This window comes from Marinactinospora rubrisoli (assembly GCF_042664915.1).
Taxonomy (GTDB): domain Bacteria; phylum Actinomycetota; class Actinomycetes; order Streptosporangiales; family Streptosporangiaceae; genus Marinitenerispora; species Marinitenerispora rubrisoli.
Genome location: NZ_JBHTBH010000012.1, coordinates 144,971 through 162,870 on the forward strand (window position 1 = coordinate 144,971; position 17,900 = coordinate 162,870).

Annotated in this window: 13 protein-coding genes; 2 read left to right on the forward strand and 11 right to left on the reverse strand. The window is 73.3% G+C overall.

Annotated features, from left to right (window positions below):
- The first annotated feature begins 241 nt into the window (after positions 1 to 241).
- Positions 242 to 1,732: an amino acid permease gene (locus ACFQRF_RS22640; RefSeq protein ID WP_379873171.1), complete on the forward strand. Its 1,491-nt coding sequence runs from the start codon at positions 242 to 244 to the stop codon at positions 1,730 to 1,732.
- A 106-nt stretch (positions 1,733 to 1,838) separates the two neighbouring features.
- Here the strand turns inward: ACFQRF_RS22640 and ACFQRF_RS22645 are convergent, their stop codons facing one another.
- The 9 genes from ACFQRF_RS22645 to ACFQRF_RS22685 all read right to left on the reverse strand — a co-directional run bounded on the left by ACFQRF_RS22645 (position 1,839) and on the right by ACFQRF_RS22685 (position 15,435).
- The gene (locus ACFQRF_RS22645) at positions 1,839 to 2,969 is read right to left on the reverse strand and encodes a GNAT family N-acetyltransferase (protein ID WP_379873172.1); all 1,131 of its coding nucleotides are present in this window, start codon (positions 2,967 to 2,969) and stop codon (positions 1,839 to 1,841) included.
- 251 nt (positions 2,970 to 3,220) lie between these two features.
- Positions 3,221 to 4,441, reverse strand: coding sequence for an imidazolonepropionase (gene hutI, locus ACFQRF_RS22650; protein ID WP_379873173.1), 1,221 nt, complete (start codon positions 4,439 to 4,441; stop codon positions 3,221 to 3,223).
- 1,314 nt (positions 4,442 to 5,755) lie between these two features.
- Positions 5,756 to 7,156, reverse strand: a complete 1,401-nt coding sequence (locus tag ACFQRF_RS22655) for a formimidoylglutamate deiminase (protein WP_379873240.1) — start codon at positions 7,154 to 7,156, stop codon at positions 5,756 to 5,758.
- Between the two features lie 720 nt (positions 7,157 to 7,876).
- The gene (locus ACFQRF_RS22660) at positions 7,877 to 9,097 is read right to left on the reverse strand and encodes an allantoate amidohydrolase (protein WP_379873174.1); all 1,221 of its coding nucleotides are present in this window, start codon (positions 9,095 to 9,097) and stop codon (positions 7,877 to 7,879) included.
- Positions 9,098 to 9,445: 348 nt separating this feature from the next.
- Positions 9,446 to 11,122: a urocanate hydratase gene (gene hutU, locus ACFQRF_RS22665; RefSeq protein ID WP_379873175.1), complete on the reverse strand. Its 1,677-nt coding sequence runs from the start codon at positions 11,120 to 11,122 to the stop codon at positions 9,446 to 9,448.
- A gap of 18 nt (positions 11,123 to 11,140) precedes the next feature.
- Entirely contained in the window at positions 11,141 to 12,685 is a 1,545-nt protein-coding gene (gene hutH / locus ACFQRF_RS22670) for a histidine ammonia-lyase (protein ID WP_379873176.1), read from the reverse strand.
- A gap of 476 nt (positions 12,686 to 13,161) precedes the next feature.
- Positions 13,162 to 13,425 (reverse strand): FitA-like ribbon-helix-helix domain-containing protein, encoded by a 264-nt coding sequence (locus ACFQRF_RS22675; RefSeq protein WP_379873177.1) that lies wholly within the window; start codon positions 13,423 to 13,425, stop codon positions 13,162 to 13,164.
- A gap of 40 nt (positions 13,426 to 13,465) precedes the next feature.
- Positions 13,466 to 14,101, reverse strand: coding sequence for a TetR/AcrR family transcriptional regulator (locus ACFQRF_RS22680; RefSeq protein ID WP_379873178.1), 636 nt, complete (start codon positions 14,099 to 14,101; stop codon positions 13,466 to 13,468).
- 71 nt (positions 14,102 to 14,172) lie between these two features.
- A complete protein-coding gene (locus ACFQRF_RS22685; RefSeq protein ID WP_379873179.1) occupies positions 14,173 to 15,435 on the reverse strand; it encodes an acyltransferase family protein in 1,263 nt (420 codons plus the stop codon).
- A 191-nt stretch (positions 15,436 to 15,626) separates the two neighbouring features.
- On the opposite strand from ACFQRF_RS22685, the gene ACFQRF_RS22690 reads away from it, so the two are divergent.
- Complete coding sequence (locus ACFQRF_RS22690; protein WP_379873180.1) at positions 15,627 to 16,007, forward strand: group I truncated hemoglobin; 381 nt, start codon at positions 15,627 to 15,629, stop codon at positions 16,005 to 16,007.
- 114 nt (positions 16,008 to 16,121) lie between these two features.
- Here the strand turns inward: ACFQRF_RS22690 and ACFQRF_RS22695 are convergent, their stop codons facing one another.
- Positions 16,122 to 16,775 (reverse strand): alpha/beta hydrolase, encoded by a 654-nt coding sequence (locus tag ACFQRF_RS22695; RefSeq protein WP_379873181.1) that lies wholly within the window; start codon positions 16,773 to 16,775, stop codon positions 16,122 to 16,124.
- Complete coding sequence (locus ACFQRF_RS22700; protein ID WP_379873182.1) at positions 16,772 to 17,737, reverse strand: ring-cleaving dioxygenase; 966 nt, start codon at positions 17,735 to 17,737, stop codon at positions 16,772 to 16,774. The genes ACFQRF_RS22695 and ACFQRF_RS22700 overlap by 4 nt, the downstream gene beginning before the upstream one ends.
- Positions 17,738 to 17,900 lie beyond the last annotated feature (163 nt).

Consider the following 17,900-nt stretch of genomic DNA (forward strand, 5'->3'; position numbering starts at 1 on the left):
ATGCCCGCTGACCTGCCCATATGGTGGGATTGTTCACATTACCCAGCACCGCGGCCGGGTGAGCGCCGGATCGCGCGAGAACACCGACCAGTCCGGCATTTCCGGACTTCTGGCGCGATTTTGCTGCATCTCTCCTACAAAGGTGACTTTAGGAAACCTTTCGGATGAGAGTATGCTCGCGCGGCAATCGATCTTGTTCTACGGCCCCATAAGGGCCCGACAACGGGGCTGGAGTCCGTCCTTGAGCATCTGGCGTACGAAAAGCATCGAACAATCCATCCGGGATACCGACGAACCGGGTCACCAGCTCCGCAAGGACCTCACCGGTTTCGACCTCATCGTCTTCGGCATCGGCGTCATCATCGGTACCGGCATCTTCGTGGTGACCGGCCGCCAGGCCGCGGTCAACGCCGGTCCCGCGATCGTGCTCTCGTTCCTCATCGCCGGTCTGGTGTGCGCCCTCGCGGCCATGTGCTACGCGGAGTTCGCGTCCACGGTCCCCGTCGCGGGCAGTGCGTACACCTTCGGCTACGCCAGCCTGGGCGAGTTCATCGCGTGGATCATCGGCTGGGACCTGGTGCTGGAGTTCACGCTGGCCGCGTCGGTGGTGGCGGTCGGCTGGTCCGGCTACGCCGGCGACCTCCTCGGGATACCGACATCGGTCTCCATCGGGGGCTGGCCGGTGAACTTCGGCGCGATGCTCATCGTCGCCGTGCTGGGCGTCCTCGCCACGCTGGGCACGAAGCTGTCCGGCCGGGTCTCCGCGGTCATCGTCGCCATCAAGGTCGGCATCGTCCTGTTCATCATCGTGGTCGGCGCCTTCTTCGTTAAGGCCGCCAACTGGGTTCCGTTCATCCCCCCGTCCGAGCCGCTGCCCGCCGAGACCGCCGAGATCGGGCACACCCCGCTGACCCAGGTACTGCTCGGGCTGGAGCCCAGCGCCTTCGGCCTGTGGGGCGTGATCGCCGCCGCCTCCGTCGTGTTCTTCTCCTTCATCGGCTTCGACATCGTGGCCACCACCGCGGAGGAGACCCGCAACCCCAAGCGGGACATGCCCATCGGCATCTTCGGCTCGCTCATCATCACCACGGTGCTGTACATGGCGGTCGCCGCCGTGGTCACCGGCATGCGCCCCTACACCGAACTCGACTCCCCCGCCCCGCTCGCCGAGGCGTTCCGCCAGGTGGGCGCCGACTGGGCGGGCACGCTGATCTCGCTGGGCGGCGTCATCGGCATCACCACGGTGATCCTGGTGCTGATGATGGGGCAGTCGCGGGTCGCGTTCGCCATGTCGCGGGACGGGCTGCTGCCCCGCTTCCTCTCCAAGACGCACCCCAGATTCGGCACCCCCTACATCATGACCATCGTCACCACGGTGGCCGTCATGGTGCTCGCCGGTCTGGTGCCCATCGCGGCGCTGGAGGAGATGGTGAACATCGGGACGCTGTTCGCCTTCGTGGTGGTCTCCATCGGCGTCATCGTGCTGCGCCGGAAGCGGCCCGACCTGCCGCGCTCGTTCCGGGCGCCGCTGGTGCCGGTGCTCCCGATCATCGCGGCCCTCGCCTGCCTGTGGCTGATGCTCAACCTCACCGTGGACACCTGGATCCGGTTCGTCGTCTGGATGGCGCTCGGCGTCGCCATCTACTTCCTGTACGGCATGCGGCGCAGCCGACTCGGCCGCGGCGAGCAGGAGATGCCGCAGCCCGGCCCGTCGGTGTCCGGCACGGACTGAGCGAGTCCGCCGACCGCCGTACCGGTTCGCTCCTTCCCGCTCCGCAGCCGCCGCTCGGGGCGATCGGCGGGGCCGGCCCGTTCTCCCAGGGCCGGCCCCGCCCGCGTCATCGGGCACGCGCCGGATCCACCGGCCGGGATCCCGCGCCGGTGCCGGGGGCGCCCGCCTGGCCGAGCAGCGTCATCAACCGCCCCGGGCGCCGCGACGGCACCGTTCCGGCGACCGGGAGCCGCGCCTGCACCACGCCGTCGCGCGGCGGGCGGACCGTCGCGCCGAGCCGGTGCATCAGGCGGTTCATGGCCCTGTTCCCCGCCTCCATGTCGGCGCGCACCTCGGCGAGCCCCCAGTCGGCCGCGATCGCGGTGAGCACCCGGGCCAGGGCGGTGCCGACTCCCTCGCCCTGCCAGGAGTCCTCGACCAGCAGGGCGATCTCCCCCACCCCCGGATCCAGGGTGTACATCAGGTGGGCCAGCGCCACGGGCTCCCTGCCGCGCATCGGCCGGGCGGCCAGGGTGAGCCCGCGCTCGGGATCGCAGAACACCCCCAGCATCCGCGGGCTGAGTTCCGGCATGGCGGCGAAGTACCGGCGGCGGGCCGTCTCGGCCGAACAGCGGCGGTGCAGCCGCTGGATGGCGTCGGCGTCGGCCCCCGTCGTCTGCCACACGAACAACTCCGCACCCCGGTGCGTGACCACGGCTCCGTCGGTGGGCGCCGGGCCGGTGGCCGGGAGCACCGAGCGGACCAGGGCGTCGGCGCGGGCGGATTCGGTCCAGGTGAACGGGCGGTCGGCGCGGCGCAGCCGGACCGCGCGCAGCGGGCCGACGGGCACCAGGAGGGTGGTCTCGGGTTCTTCGGGAAACGTTGCGGCCGGCCGGGTGAGGTTCGTCCAGCGCGCCTCGTCGGCGAGCAGCAACTCGCGCAGCGCCTCGGGAAGCCGGTTGGGCTGCGCTCGCAGCCGCGCCGTGAGGAGTAGCGCCCGGGTGGTGTCGTCGCCGACCTCGCGCGGCTGCGCCGGGACGGCGGTCACGCTGTCGGTGACGCTGCGCCCGGCGACCTCGCGCAGCAGCGCACGGTGGTCGCCCGGCACGTCCACGATGAACTCGTCCACCACCCCGGCTGCGTCGGCGTGAATCGACAGCCCCACGACGTTGCCGCCGTGCCGGGCCATGGCCGCCACGATCCCGGCGAGCTGGCCGGGCCGGTCCTCGACGACGGTGCGGATACGCCACAGGCTCATGTCTTCCTCTCCGGCCGTGCCGTCGTGGTGGGGGCAGCGGCGCACCCGGGGCGGGCGATGGTACGGGCGGGCCACGGCCCTCGCCCGCCGCACGGCGTTCCGCGGTCGGCACGGCCTCGACCCAACAGTGCCGCCGAGACGTTTCCGGGAGGCTACGGCGGTGGGAATTCCGCCGCACTTCGCCCGTTACCGATCGGGCCGCCGACCCAGAAGGCGGCCGGGAGCACGCCGAGTCCGGCGCCGTGGGCCGCTCAGCGGGCCGGGTCGCCGCTGACGAGCTCGCCGTCCTGCCAGACGGCGGCCACCAGCGGGACGCCGGGCCGGTAGGCGAGGTACACCGGGTCCGGCGCGTCGAGGAGCACGAGGTCGGCCCGTGCTCCGACGCCGAGGTGGCCGACGTCGGTGCGCCGCAGCGCCCGCGCGCCGCCCGCGGTCGCCGCGTACAGGGCCTCGCGCGGGGTCATCCGCATCTCCCGGACGGCGAGCGCGATGCAGAACGGGATGCTGGAGGTGAAGCACGAACCCGGGTTGCAGTCACTCGCCAGCGCCACGGGCACCCCGGCGTCCAGCAGCGCGCGGGCGTCCGGGTACGGCTGGCGGGTGGCGAAGTCGACGCCGGGCAGCAGGGTCGCCACGGTGCCGGAGCCGTCCGACGCGGCGTCGGCGAGGGCGGCGACGTCGGCGGCGGTCAGATGCGTGCAGTGGTCCACCGACGCCGCCCCCACCTCGACCGCCAGCCGGACCCCCGGCCCGGTGCCGAGCTGGTTGCCGTGCACCCGCGCGGCCAGCCCCCGCTCACGGCCAGCGAGCAGCACCCGGCGGGACGCCGCCTCGTCGAAGGCGCCGCGTTCGCAGAACACATCGATCCAGCGGGCGTGCGGCGCGCAGGCGTCGAGCATCGGCCCGGTGACGAGATCGACGTATCCGGCGGGGTCGTCGGCGTACTCGGGTGGCACGACGTGTGCGCCCAGGAAGGTGACCTCCTCGGTGAGTCGGGCGGCGATCCGCAGCATGCGCTCCTCGTCGGCGACGGTCAGCCCGTAGCCGGACTTGACCTCACAGGTGGTGGTGCCCTGGGCGCGCGCCTCGCGGTACAGCCGGACGGCGGTCGCCAGCAGGTCGGCGTCGGAGGCGGCCCGGGTGGCGGCGACCGTGCTGCGAATACCGCCGGCCTGGTAGGGGGCACCGCTCATCCGCGCGGCGAACTCCGCGCCGCGGTCCCCGGCGAAGACGAGATGGGTGTGGCTGTCCACGAACCCCGGGATGACGGATCGCCCTGCGGCGTCGACGCGAACGTCGGCAGCTGGCGCCACCCCGGCCGGCCCGGCCCAGGCGACGCGGCCGTCGGCGATGACGATGGCGGCGTCGGCGATCTCTCCCAGCGGCCCGGCGCCGAGATCGGGGGCGTTGGTGACCAGCACGCTGATCCCGTCGATGACGAGGGACCGCGGGGCGGTGGTCGTGGCGGTCATCGGTTCTCCTCCGTGGTCACCCCGCGCTGCGGCGGGTGCGGACGTGGCCGTCCGGCGGAACGCGGCGGGCCACCGGTGCGGCCCCCTTGGGGAGCTACCCCGGTGCCGGCGATCGTGACGCCTGCTCGGCTCTGCCGGCCGACATGGCGGCGGCCCGGCGACGGTGAGCGTTCGATGATCCCCCACCACTCCTGCCGCCGCGTACCGCCTCTCCCGCCACCGGACGCTCGGCCGCGGACCAAGGAGCCGCAGGCATGCGCCGGCGCGCATGCGTCCGCGCTCCCCTGCACCCGCACGTCGAGCCCGCGAGGGGGCGCGAACGATCCCCATCACGAGCGGGGGCGGGAGCCCGACGGCCATGTCCGTGTCGACCGGCTCCGGGGACGCCCCGTGGCGGAAACCCGCGCCGCACGCCGTACCGGAAGCGAGACCGGCACCCCCACCCCGTGATCCCGCCGCGCGCCGCGACCGCACAGCGGGCTGACGTCACACCCTACGCTGCACCCCGGCACTCCGGCCGCCGGTTTCGGTGACGCCCACCCCAGAGCCGGTTCCCGCTCACCGGGCACGAAGCGGCGCAGACGGCCCCGTCCGCCCAAACATTCGCCGACCCGGACGAAGTCTGCATCGCCACGTCGAGCCACGGGCGGCGAGAACGACTCCCGCAGGGAGGGAACCCATGTGGGACGGCCATGCCCATGTCGACCGGCTCCAGGAACACCCACGGCGGAAACCGGTGGCGGAGGCGGCACACGCCATGCCGCGATCCTGCCGCGCCCGGCAACGCACGGTGACAGGACCGGACACCCGACTCCACACCTCACTTCAGCGGCCGGTTTCGAGGCCGGAGGATCGTCCCTCGAACCGGTCGCACGATGTCGCTCGTCCACCTGGCCAGGGCTCCGCCGCGCTGCGGCTCGGCGAGGCGGCCCAGTGTTCCGGACCGGCCGCGCCCGCCCACGTCGCCGCGCCCCAGCGGCGTCATCGTCCTTTGGCGCACACATCGTGCGGCGACGATCCCCTCAGCCCTTCGGCTTAGGCTGGGCGGTGACGTCGCCCTCACCGTCCTCCCCGACAGCGGACGGCCGCGATCGGGCGCGGCCGTACGTGCCCCGCCGACACGGCCGGCGCCGCGGTGCCGAATCGGAGCGGTCGCGGGTTCGGGGGTGACTCCGCCCCTCGCCGCGCCCTCGGAACGGTTCCCCTCTCCTGTGCCCGACCGGACCGCGCCGATGGGCAGGCCGCGCCGGACGCCCTCCCTCGGCCTCTGGCCGGATCGCGGCGGCCGGCCCGCTCGCCGTGACGCCGACGTGCTCATGTCGAGGTCAGGGCGCGGATCTCGGCGTCCAGGCGGGACGCGGCGTCGGGCACGGTGCGGTGCCGGCCGTCGCGGACGATCCAGCGCCCGTCGGCCATGACGTGCCGCACGGCGGCGGCGGCGCCGGCGGCGACGAGGCCGTCGGCGGCCCGGTGCGGGTCCAGGCCGGCCAGGCGGACTCCGTCGAGGTCGATGTTGACGAGGTCGGCGCGGGCACCCGGGGTGATGCTGCCGGCGTCCGGCCAGCCCAGCGCCGTGTGGCCGGGGCGATGCAGCGCATCCAGCAGCCGTTCGGCCGGCACGTGCCCACGGCGGCCGGTGCGCAGCCGTTCGTGCGCCTCCACACCCCGTGCCTCCTCGAACATGTCGATGGTGGAGTGACCGTCGCTGCCGAGCACCAGCGGGACGTCGGCGAGCAGGTCGAGGGGCGGGCAGCCGTCGGCGAGGTCGCGTTCGGTGGTCGGGCAGAGGCAGACGCGGGCCGCCACGCCACTGATGAGTGCGGCGTCGCGGGCGGTGAGGTGGGTGGCGTGCACGAGGGTGGGCCGGGTGCGCTCCAGGAAGCCGGTGTCGGCGAGCAGTTCGGTGGGGGTGCGGCCGTGCGCGGCCAGGCAGGCCGAGTTCTCCGCCGGCTGTTCGGAGAGGTGCGCGTGCACGGCGCGTTCGTTCGGCCGTGCGGCGTCGGCGATGTGCCGGATCGCGTCGGCGGGCACCGCGCGCACCGAGTGCACCGCGGCCCCCACCCGGGCGTGATCGCCGTGCGGCCGGAAGTCGGCGACGCGTCCGGCCCACGCCTCGACGTCGCCGTCGCCGAACCGGAGTTGCGGGCCGGTCAACGGCAGCCGACGCCCGTCCTCGGTCAGCCCCCCGGACAGGTAGCAGGTGTCCAGCAGCGTGATGCGGACGCCCGCGTCGGCGGCGGCCGCGACCAGGGCCGCGCTCATGGCGTTGCGGTCACGGTAGCGGACTCCGCCGGGACCGTGGTGCAGGTAGTGGAACTCCCCGACGCAGGTGATCCCGGCGAGGGCCATCTCGGCGTATACGCCGCGCGCGAGCCGGTGGTAGGAGTCGGGGTCGAGCCGGTCGGCCACCTGGTACATGCGCTCGCGCCAGGTCCAGAAGCTGCCGCCCCGCTCGCCGGTGCGCCCGCGCAGGGCGCGGTGGAACGCGTGTGAGTGGGCGTTGGCCATCCCCGGCATGGTGAGGCCGGGCAGCCGCTCGGCGTCGGGGGGCGGTTCGGCCGCCGAGCGCACCGCGGCGATCCGGCCGCCGTCGACCTCGACCAGTACCCCCGGACGCGCGTTCGCGGTCCCCTCTCCCGTCAGCGCCCACGCACACCAATACCGGCGTGCGTCCGGCGTTGCGGACGATCCGTCAGCGGTCACCCGTTCCTCCATTCCGGCACGCCGGGCGGCCGGTTTCCTCTCGACCATGCACCGGCCACCCGAGCTTCACAGGCGTGAACTGGTCACGCCGTCATCCCGGCTCCGTGGTCGCGCTCGTCGGTCCGTAACGCCGCACCACACATACCCGCGCCTCCTCGCCGAACGAACGACCGGCCACCTGGCATGCAGTCCGCGAACCGGTACCAAGAAATCCCCCACTCGGCGCCCCCATCAGACGTCACCCCGTCCTTCACTCCCGCTCACCAGACCACCCATCGGGCAGCCACCACGCCCATGACGCCCTGCCCCTCTCACGAGGGCAGGCCTGTCAACCGCAGCCGCCCACCATCGCCGGTCACCCGAACGTCCAGAGCTGCGCCGATCCCAATGGTCGTCATCTCGGCTCCAAGGTCCCGACCGTCGTGCCGTAACACCCCTCTCCGCCCGGGCGCGGCGCACCGCCTCCTCCCGGACGGGTTCGCTGCGAGACTCTCCCCTGCCGACCCGATGGCCGTAAGGCGACTCGCGCCGGACCCCCGGCGGACGCCCACGCCCCCGTTCCGTCGCTCCCGGCCACCGCGCTCCGGTGGCTCCGCCTCCTAGAGGGGACCGCCTCACTCGCGGACGCCGGATTCCGTCCCGTGGCTCCCGGTCCGCGCGCCGTCCCGTCCGCACGCCGCCGCCCCTTCCCGTGGCCGCCCCCTTCCCGGACCGGCCGCGCCCGGCCGGACGTCACGCCGCGCCCAGCAGATCGGCCAGCACGTCGGCCAGCGCGGTCACCCCGGCGTGGCAGTCGGCCGGTTCGGCGTACTCGTCGGGGGCGTGCGATACCCCGGACGGGTTGCGCACGAACATCATCACGGTGGCGGTCGAGGCCGCGAGGGTGCCGGCGTCGTGTCCCGCTCCGGTGGGCAGGACCGGCGCCGAGCCGTCGGGGCCGCCGATCACGGCGGCCACACGGTCGCGAAGGTCCTCCCGGAACCGGACGACCGGGCTGAAGGACTCCTGGAAGCTGGCGTGCGAGACGCCGTGTCGGCCCGAGCTGCGCCGGGCGGCGGCCGTGACGCCGTCGACCACGGTCCGCAGGGTCGCCTCGTCGGGCGCTCTGGCGTCCAGCCATGCGCGCACGCGCGAGGGGATGGCGTTCGTGCCGTTCGGGTGGACCTGCACCTTGCCGATGGTGGCCACCGCGTCGTGGGCCTCGGCCGTGGCGCGGGCGGCGAGGACCGTCTCGGCGAACGGCAGCATGGGATCGTTGCGGTCGGCGAGCCGCGTGGTGCCGGCGTGGTCGGCCTGGCCGGTGAAGTCCAGCCGCCAGCGGCCGTGCGGCCACACGGCGCTGGCCACACCGAGGGCGCTGCCGCGGTGGACGAGGTGGCGTCCCTGTTCGATGTGCAGTTCCACGAAGGTTCCGATGCGCCGCACCGCCTCGGGGTCGGCGCCGATCCGGTCCGGGTCCAGGCCGGCGTCGGCCATCGCGCGGGCCCAGGTGATCCCGTCGGCGTCGGTGAGTCCCCGGGCGCGCTCCGGGGTGATCGCGCCGGTGAGCAGCCGGCTGCCGAGGCAGGCAACACCGAAGCGCGCGCCCTCCTCCTCGACGAACACGGTGACGGCGAGCGGCCGGGCCGGGCGGACGCCGCGGGCGCGGAGTTCGTCGACCGCCGCCAGCGCGCTGACCACGCCCAGCGGTCCGTCGTAGCCGCCGCCGTCCGGGACGGAGTCGAGGTGCGACCCCGTCACGAGCGCGTCCGGGCCGGGCTCGCCCCACCAGGCCCACAGGTTGCCGTTGCGGTCGGTCTCGACGGTGAGTCCCCGGTCGGTCGCGGCGGCCGTGAACCAGGCGCGCGCTTCGGCGTCCGCCGCGGTCCAGGAGAACCGGCGGTATCCACCGGTCGTCCGCTGCCGTCCCACCGGCGCGAGCGCGCCCCACAGTTCGTCGAACGTGTCGCTCATCGGGTTCTCCGTAGATTGTCAGGCGGCTCGGGACCCGGCTCGCACGCCCTGAGGTGCAGCCGCGGACATCTCGGGGCCATGTTGGATCACCCCGGACGGTACCGGAGGAGGCCGGCGCCGGGCGGGCGGGGCACGGCGCCGGGCGTGCCGCCGGCCGCCTGGTCGTCCACAGGCCGCGAATCCGGATGGCGCGGACCGGGGAAGCGGCCGCAACCTGAAGGCATGACGCTCATCGTGGACACCGGCCCCGTCCGTTCCGCCCGTCCGCTCTCTTCCCTCGCGATGCCGGTCCTGCGGTGGCCGGTGCCCGCGCCGCCCGCCGGTGCGGCGCGGCGCCGGCGTCGCGGGTCAGTTCTCGCGCATCGGAATCCGCAGGCCGTGCCGCTCCGCCACCGCCTCGGCCTCGGAGTATCCGGCGTCGGCGTGCCGCAGCACGCCGGTCGCCGGGTCGTTCTCCAGGACCCGCTCCAGTTTCTGCGCGGCGAGGCCGGTACCGTCGGCCACGCTCACCTGGCCGGCGTGGATCGAGCGGCCGATCCCCACGCCACCGCCATGGTGGATCGAGACCCACGACGCACCGGACGCCGTGTTGACCAGGGCGTTGAGCAGCGGCCAGTCGGCGATCGCGTCCGAGCCGTCCTTCATGCCTTCGGTCTCGCGGTACGGCGACGCCACCGATCCGGTGTCCAGGTGGTCGCGGCCGATCGCCAGCGGCGCGGTGATGGTGCCGTCGGCCACGAGTTCGTTGAACCGCAGTCCGGCCGCGGCACGCTCTCCCTGACCGAGCCAGCAGATCCGGGCGGGCAGCCCCTGGAACGCCACCCGCTCGCCCGCCATGCGGATCCAGCGAGCGAGCGGCTCGTTGTCGGGGAACAGGTCGAGGATCGCGCGGTCGGTGGCGGCGATGTCCGCCGGGTCGCCGGAGAGCGCCGCCCACCGGAACGGCCCCCGGCCCTCGCAGAACAGCGGGCGGATGTAGGCCGGGACGAATCCGGGGAAGTCGAAGGCCCGCTCGTATCCGGCGGTGCGGGCCTCGCCGCGGATGGAGTTGCCGTAGTCGAACACCTCGGCACCGGAGTCCATGAACCCCACCATGGCCGCCACGTGCGCGGCCATGGATTCGCGGGCGCGGCGGGTGAACTCCTCCGGCTTGGCGGCCGCGTAGTCGTGCCAGTCCTCGAACGCCACCCCGGCGGGCAGGTAGGCCAGCGGGTCGTGCGCGGACGTCTGGTCGGTGACGATGTCGATCGGTGCGGAGCGGCGCAGCAGTTCCGGCAGCACCTCGGCGGCGTTGCCGGGCACGCCCACCGAGAGCGGGCGCCGGGCATCGCGTGCGGCGACGGCCAGCCGCAGTGCCTCGTCGAGGTCGTCGGCCCGCGCGTCGAGGTAGCGGGTGTCCAGCCGGCGGCTGATTCGGCTGTCGTCGGCCTCCACGACGATGGCCACCCCGCCGTTCATGGTCACGGCCAGCGGCTGCGCGCCGCCCATTCCGCCGAGGCCCGCGGTGAGGGTGATGGTGCCGGCCAGGCTGCCGCCGAACCGCTTCGCCGCGACGGCGGCGAAGGTCTCGTAGGTGCCCTGCAGGATGCCCTGGGTGCCGATGTAGATCCACGAGCCCGCCGTCATCTGCCCGTACATCGTGAGGCCGAGCGTTTCGAGCCGGCGGAACTCCGGCCAGGACGCCCAGTCGGGCACCAGGTTGGCGTTGGCGATGAGGACCCGCGGCGCCCATTCGTGGGTGCGCAGGATCCCCACCGGCCGGCCGGACTGGACGAGCAGGGTCTCGTCGCCGTCGAGGTCGCGCAGCGCGGCGGTGATCCGTTCGAAACTCGCCCAGTCCCGCGCGGCGCGGCCGGTTCCGCCGTAGACGACCAGGTCGTGGGGGTGTTCGGCCACCTGGGGGTCAAGGTTGTTGTGCAGCATGCGCAGGGCGGCTTCCTGTGGCCAGCCGCGGGCGGTGAGCCGGGTGCCCCGGGCGGCGCGGACCGGCCGGGGGCCCGGGGGCTCGGGTGGCGTCGTCGTCATGAACGGGTCTCCCTCGGATCAGCGGATCTGGGTGACGGATGCGGCCGCGCCGCACACGGTGCCGTCGGCGATCAGCTCGGCGACGGCGGCGATCTCGGGGGCCAGGTGGCGGTCGGGGCCGGGGCCGGGGACCCGCTCCCGCACCGCGGCCACCACGGCGGCGGTGGCCGGGGCGGGGCGCAGCGGGGCGCGCAGGTCCAGGGCGCGGGCGGCGGTGATCAGCTCCACGGCCAGGACGCGGGTCAGCCCGTCGAGCGAGCGGCGCAGCTTGCGCGCGGCGGACCAGCCCATGGAGACGTGGTCCTCCTGCATCGCCGAGCTGGGGATGGAGTCGACACTGGCCGGGGCCGCGAGCCGTTTCAGTTCGGAGACGATGGCGGCCTGGGTGTACTGCGCGATCATGTGCCCGGAGTCGACCCCGGGGTCGTCGGCCAGGAACGCGGGCAGGCCGTGCGAGCGGGCGACGTCGAGCATCCGGTCGGTCCGGCGTTCGGCCATGGCGGCCACGTCGGCCGCCGCGATCGCCAGGAAGTCCAGCACGTACCCCACCGGAGCTCCGTGGAAGTTGCCGTTGGACTCCACCCGGCCGTCTTCGAGGACCACCGGGTTGTCGATGGCGGACGCGAGTTCGCGGGCGGCGACCGTCTCGGCGTGCGCGAGCGTGTCGCGGGCCGCGCCGGCCACCTGTGGGGCGCACCGCAGCGAGTAGGCGTCCTGCACCCGGGTGCAGTCGGGCCCGCGGTGCGAGGCGACGATGGCGGAGCCGGCGAGCAGCGCCCGCATGTTGGCGGCGGCGGTCGCCTGGCCGGGGTGCGGCCGCAGTCGCTGCAGGTCGGCGGCGAAGACCCGGTCGGTGCCTAGCAGCGCCTCCACGCTCATCGCCGCGGTGATGTCGGCGACGCGGAGCAGTCCGCGCAGGTCGTGGCAGGCCAGCAGGAGCATGCCGAGCATGCCGTCGGTGCCGTTGATGAGCGCGAGCCCTTCCTTGGCCGCGAGCCGGACCGGCCGCAGCCCGGCGTCGCGCAGCGCGTCGGCGGCCGGCCGCCGGGCTCCCCCGGCGGTGTGCACCTCTCCCTCTCCCATCAGCGCGAGCGCCACGTGCGCGAGCGGCGCGAGGTCGCCGGAGCAGCCGAGGCTGCCGTACTCGTACACGACGGGGGTGATGCCGGCGTTCAGCAGGGCGGCGAGCGTGTCGGCCGTCTCGGGCCGGACACCGGTGTACCCGGTGGCGAGGGTGCGCAGCCGCAGCAGCATGAGCGCGCGCACCACCTCGCGCTCGACCTCGGGCCCGGTACCGGCGGCGTGCGAGCGGATCAGCGAGCGCTGCAATCGTTCGCGCAGCTCCGGCGCGATGTGCCGGGTGGCGAGCGCCCCGAACCCGGTGCTCACCCCGTAGGCCGGGGTCTCGCCCGCCGCCAGCTCCTCCACACGGGCCCGGCCGTCGATGAGCGCCTTGCGCGCGTCGTCGGCGATCCGCACGGCCGCCCCATGGCGGGCGACGGCGACGACGTCATCGGTGGTCAGCGGCTCCGGGCCGATCTCGATCTCGACTGCGGTGGACATACCTCCCATTGGACGCCTCGCGGGTGGTTTCCGGGAGCGCCCACGCCCCATTCGTGTCCGAGATATCAGACGCCCCGCTGGTCACCGGCCACGTCTGATGTCGCAGCGGATACCGAAAGCACTCGCCGGACGCGGATCCGCCATCACGAGCGGGCATTCCGGCTTCCTGGCAACCGCCACATACGCGGTGTCATGGGCGGTGTGGTCATGGCGAATTCGCCAGACCCGATCGGTCCGTGCCTCATCGATCGCGATCCCGGCGACGACTTCGCTGGAAGTAAAGCTCGCCTGCCATGTCGGCCTTGTCGATGCAGACCTTCCGGCTCACCATGACTCCACGCAACGCGTGACGGAGATCGACGCGGCAATGCACGGGCGCGTACCGCCGAGAGTCCCCGCCGAGTACGCGGCGCGCGCTCCGTGCGGTTCCACCAGCCCCGGATAGCAGGTGATGAAGACAGGTGTGCCGCCGGTGATCACGCAGTACCGTCCGCACTGGAGCACGAGGCTGGTGGCTGGACACATCGCGCCTCCCGCACGGCCGCGACGATGTCCTCCGTGCTTACATCAGCACCCGGAATCGGGCATTGCGCAACTTTTTTGACGTTGCGCGCGAAGCGCGCCTCACGCTCAAGGATGCCGAGCACATAAGCCTGAAGTGACTGTCCCGCCCGCTTGGCCGCAGCCGCCAGTTCGTCTCGCACTTCATCCGGAACGTTCTTCACCTGAATCGCAGTCATGGCAGCATTCTGGCGCCGGCGCACCCTCCGGAACAGGAACTCAGCGATCTCGTCCGCTGCGAGCGCCGATCAATCCCCGCGCCAGCAGCCGCTGGTTGGCGGCGCTGCGGTCGCGCAGTACATCCGGCGCGAACACCGGGTCGTCGAGGGTGTGCCGCATGACCGGTTCCAGCAGCATCGGGCCCAGGATCAGGAACAGCACCTGGTAGGGCGCCCAGAGCCGGTCCGACTCCCGTTCGGGTTCGGACTCCGGGCCGCCGTCGACGCCGAGTTGGTCCAGGCGGGCCCGTGCGCCGTCGAGCAGGCGGGTGAAGAGGTCGCCGCTGGCCGCGCTCCCTTCCAGCAGGGCGCGGCGCAGGTAGCTGCGGCGCACTTCATCTGCCCCGAACAGCCGCGCGGTCACCGTGCCGAACGTCGCCATCAGGCTTTCCCCGCCGGCCGGGGCGTCCAGGTCGGCGAGGATCCGGTCGAAGGTGTCCAGGACCTCCTCGTCCACGGCCCGGCGGAGTCCGTCCTTGGACCCGAAGTGGTGGCGGAGCAGAGCGTGGGAGACGCCCGCCTCCGCCGCGATCGCGCGGGTCGACGTCGCCTCGAACCCGCGCTCGGCGAAGAGGTGCAGGGCCGCCATCCGCAGGCGGGCTCGCGCGGTGAGGTCCGGCGAGGTCGTCTCGGTCATGGCCGCCAACCTACCCCCCTCACTGCGGCTCGTACGTCAGGACCGGCCAGGCCGCGCTCCGCACCGGCGGGTCACAGCAGCCCGCGCAGCACGGGCGTACGGCGCACACCCCAGGCCAGCGCGAAGCTCAGCAGCACACCGGCCGTGGCGACGACGCCGAACTTCACCAGCGGCCCGGCGGCCGCCCCCGCCATCGCGTACTGCAGGGCCACCACCACGGGCACGTGCAGCACGTAGACCGTGAAGGTGGCCGGAGCCAAGGCGCGGACCAGGCGGCTGGGCCGGTCGGCCCACTCGCGAAAGGCGACCAGCAGCCCGATGGACAGCGCGGTGCAGATCGCCGTCTCGACGGTGGACCACAGCAGTGAGCGCGGGTCCCAGCCGCCCATGGCGTAGACGTCATCGAACCAGCCGCCGCCGAGGAAGTGCACCCCCGCCAGGACGACCCCGGCCGCGAGCCAGGCGTAGCCGGCCCGGGCGGAGAACGTGCTCAGCCAGCCGCGCCGATAGGCGGCCAGACCCACGACGAAGAACGCCGCGTACTGCGCGAGGTCGGCGGGTTCGGTCTGGATGAACTCCAGCATCGGCACCCACTGGTCCACGGGGTAGGCCACCCGCAGCAGGAACGTCGCGGCGGACACGGCGAGGACGAACAGCACGATCGCAAGCGTCCCGGGGGCGGGCCGGAGCCGGTGCCCGGGGGCGGACGGCCTACCGCGCCGGGCGGTGAGCCACCGCCAGGCCGCGTACAGCAGCGCGTAGCCGAGCAGGTGCTGCAGGAACCACAGGTGGGCGAACTGCCGGTCCGGCCAGATGGGGCCGGACCAGCCCGCCGGTTCGTCGCCCATCCCGAGATACACGTCGGTGTAGTACGCGCCGAAGCCGATCGCTCCGTAGTCCCGGAAGTTCAGGTAGTAGGCGTACATCAGCACCGGGGTGAGCACGAAGAAGCCGATGAGGATGGGCGGGACGAACCGGCGGAACCGCTCCCCGAGGAACCGCGCGCCGCCCTTGCGGTCGTAGGCGGGCGGGAGCAGGAAGGCCGATACCAGGAAGAACAGGCTCATCCGGAACGCACCGCTGACCGTGGCGAAGACCGAAAGGAAGGCGGACCGGTCGCCTCCCTCGACGTACCACCAGTCCGCGGGACCGTACGGCTGGCTCGCGTGGTGCACCACCACCAGGACGATCAGCAGCAGCCGGAGGTTGTCGAGGTGGTACAGGCGGCCGGTGCCGGACGGTTCGGGGCGGGAGGCTCGCGCATCGGGCGGCGGCGCGCCCGCGTCGCCGCCCGAGCCAGCCGACTGTCCAATTGGATTATTTACTGTCCACATGGACAGTGATTTTAGGCGCCCGCCCGGACACCGCGCACCGCCGACCGCGCCGGAACCGGTCTCACAACGCACCGGCCGGGTCCGTGCGGCGAGGTTTCCGCGCGCGTTACCAGGTGTTGACGGTTCGGCAACGACGCATCCGTCACTCTGGGTGATGACCGAACGACAGGCCTTTCCGCGCGAGGTGTCACATGACCGAGACCGCGACCACGATCTACGACCGCGTCGGTGGCTACGAAGCCATTTCCACCGTCGTGGACGATTTCTACGTCCGGGTGCTCGCCGATCCGGAGCTGGCCGGATTCTTCAGTGGGACGAACATGGCGAAGCTGAAGGGCCGGCAGGCCGAATTCTTCTCCGCCGCGCTCGGCGGTCCGGTCACCTACAGCGGCGGGACCATGAAGGAGGTGCACGCCGGGCGCGGGATCGAGCAACGGCACTTCGACCTGGTGGCCGGGCATCTGTCCGCGGCGCTGGCGGCGGCCGGCGTCCCGGAGGAGACGGTGGGCGAGATCATCGCGCTGGTCGCCCCTCTCGCCGACGACATCGTCTCGCGGTCGCTGTCGTCCTAGCCGTTGCGGGAGGTGCCGCCCGCGGCGAGCACGGTGCGACGGAACACGCGAGGGGGCGCCCCACCTCCCCCAACGGGCGGGGCGCCCCCTCTGGCGCGTGGGACGGACACGCGCCTATTCAGAAAGGCTCTCTGGCGGCCCCGCCATGGCCGACCGCAGCCACTCCTGTGCGCTATTCAACACCTCCGGCGGGAGACCGTGACCACCGGGGTGCGTTTGCATCTGCACGTGCGCGCCGCGGTCGGCGAGCTGGCGCGCCAGCAGTTCCGCCTGGTCCAGTGGCGTGATCAGGTCGCGGATTCCGGCGCCGATGAAGACGTCCGTGCCGGTGAGGTCCACCGGTTCCGGGGTTTCGTCCTGCAGCGGCGCGGCGGCGGCGAACAGCGCGGCCGCACGCAGCAGCCCCGGGCGGAGCAGGAGCAGGGCCGCGGCGATGTTCGCCCCGTTGGAGAAGCCGACCGCCACGACCCGCTCCGGATCGAACCCGCGCCCGGCCGCGGCGGACTCCACGAAATCCGCGAGCTCGTGCGCGCGGCGCCGGACGTCGGCGACGTCGAAGACGCCTTCGCGCAGTCGCCGGAACCAGCGGTTGGCGCCGTTCTCGTCCACCCGGCCGCGCGGCGAGAGCAGGGCCGCGCCCGGCGCGAGCAGCCGGCCCAGCCCGAGCAGGTCGTGCTCGTCGCCGCCGGTGCCGTGCAGCAGGAGCAGCGTGGGCGCCCCCGGGCGGGTCGGCGGGGTGTAGACGTGCGCGAACGCCGTTCCGGTCATGCCGTCCCGCCGTCCGCCGGGAAGGTGACGGCCGGCAGCGCCTTCTCGATCTGCTCTCGGTTCGGCTCCAGCCACGGCGGCAGCCGGAGCCGGCGACCCAGTTCCAGCAGCGGCTCGTCGTAGTCGAAACCGGGCCCGTCGGTGGCGATCTCCAGCAGCACGCCACCGGGCTCACGGAAGTAGATCGACGTGAAGTAGTTACGGTCCCGGATCTCGGTGACCCCGACGCCCTCGTCGAGCAGGGCCTGCCGCCAGGCGACCTGGGCCGCGGCGTCCGGCGCCCGGTAGGCGACGTGGTGCACCGTCCCCGCCGCCACGTGCCCGCTCGGTGCGCCCGGCTCGGCCAGGACGTCCACGATGGTCCCGACTCCGTCCCCGGCACCCGCTGTCCGGAACCGCAGCCGGTTGCCGTCCTCGGCCGCGAGCCGGAAGCCGAGCTGGTCGGTGAGCATGGCGACGGTGCGCTCGTGGTCGCGTTCGGTGAGCGTGACCGAGCGGATGCCGCGGATCGCGTGCTCGGCCGGCACCGCTCCGCCGTCCCAGGGATCGGTGTCGTGGGCGTCGGCGCTGGCGACGAGCTCGATGGCCAGCCCGTCGGGGTCGCGCAGGGAGAGCACGTCCTCCTCGGCCCGCTCGGCCGGACGGGTGGCCGACACGCCGAGCGCCGTGAGGTGGTCGTGCCACCAGCCGATGGAGCCCTCGGGCACCGAGAAGGACGTGGTGGTCGCCTGCCCGGCGCCGTGCCGACCGCGCCGCGCGCCCGGCCACGGGAAGAAGGTCATGATCGTGCCGGGGTTTCCGGCCCGGTCCCCGTAGTACAGGTGGTGGGTGTCCGGAGCGTCGAAGTTGACGGTCTGCTTCACCAGCCGCATGCCGAGGGCGGCGAGGTAGAAGTCGGCGTTGGCCTGCGGGTCGCTGGCGATCGCCGTCACGTGATGGATCCCCGCGGGTCGGGCGCTCATGGGTTCATCCCTTCTCACCGGTGGGGTGACATGCCCAACCTACCCGAAGGTTGAACTTTAAACTAAACCGGATCGCAGCCGGGCGGCCGAGTGCGTCCACCAGCTCGTGCGACGGCCGGCGGGCCTGCGGGGTGGCGGGACGGCGCGCGTCTCGCCACCGGGA

What these genes read in the sequence shown, in the direction of transcription:
- ACFQRF_RS22680 (WP_379873178.1), bottom strand. Translation starts at nt 14,101, where the DNA reads ATGACCGAGACGACCTCGCCGGACCTCACCGCGCGAGCCCGCCTGCGG.
- ACFQRF_RS22685 (WP_379873179.1), bottom strand. Translation starts at nt 15,435, where the DNA reads ATGTGGACAGTAAATAATCCAATTGGACAGTCGGCTGGCTCGGGCGGC.
- ACFQRF_RS22690 (WP_379873180.1), top strand. Translation starts at nt 15,627, where the DNA reads ATGACCGAGACCGCGACCACGATCTACGACCGCGTCGGTGGCTACGAA.
- hutU (WP_379873175.1), bottom strand. Translation starts at nt 11,122, where the DNA reads ATGACGACGACGCCACCCGAGCCCCCGGGCCCCCGGCCGGTCCGCGCC.
- ACFQRF_RS22655 (WP_379873240.1), bottom strand. Translation starts at nt 7,156, where the DNA reads ATGGAGGAACGGGTGACCGCTGACGGATCGTCCGCAACGCCGGACGCA.
- ACFQRF_RS22700 (WP_379873182.1), bottom strand. Translation starts at nt 17,737, where the DNA reads ATGAGCGCCCGACCCGCGGGGATCCATCACGTGACGGCGATCGCCAGC.
- ACFQRF_RS22675 (WP_379873177.1), bottom strand. Translation starts at nt 13,425, where the DNA reads ATGACTGCGATTCAGGTGAAGAACGTTCCGGATGAAGTGCGAGACGAA.
- ACFQRF_RS22645 (WP_379873172.1), bottom strand. Translation starts at nt 2,969, where the DNA reads ATGAGCCTGTGGCGTATCCGCACCGTCGTCGAGGACCGGCCCGGCCAG.
- ACFQRF_RS22695 (WP_379873181.1), bottom strand. Translation starts at nt 16,775, where the DNA reads ATGACCGGAACGGCGTTCGCGCACGTCTACACCCCGCCGACCCGCCCG.
- hutI (WP_379873173.1), bottom strand. Translation starts at nt 4,441, where the DNA reads ATGACCGCCACGACCACCGCCCCGCGGTCCCTCGTCATCGACGGGATC.
- ACFQRF_RS22660 (WP_379873174.1), bottom strand. Translation starts at nt 9,097, where the DNA reads ATGAGCGACACGTTCGACGAACTGTGGGGCGCGCTCGCGCCGGTGGGA.
- hutH (WP_379873176.1), bottom strand. Translation starts at nt 12,685, where the DNA reads ATGTCCACCGCAGTCGAGATCGAGATCGGCCCGGAGCCGCTGACCACC.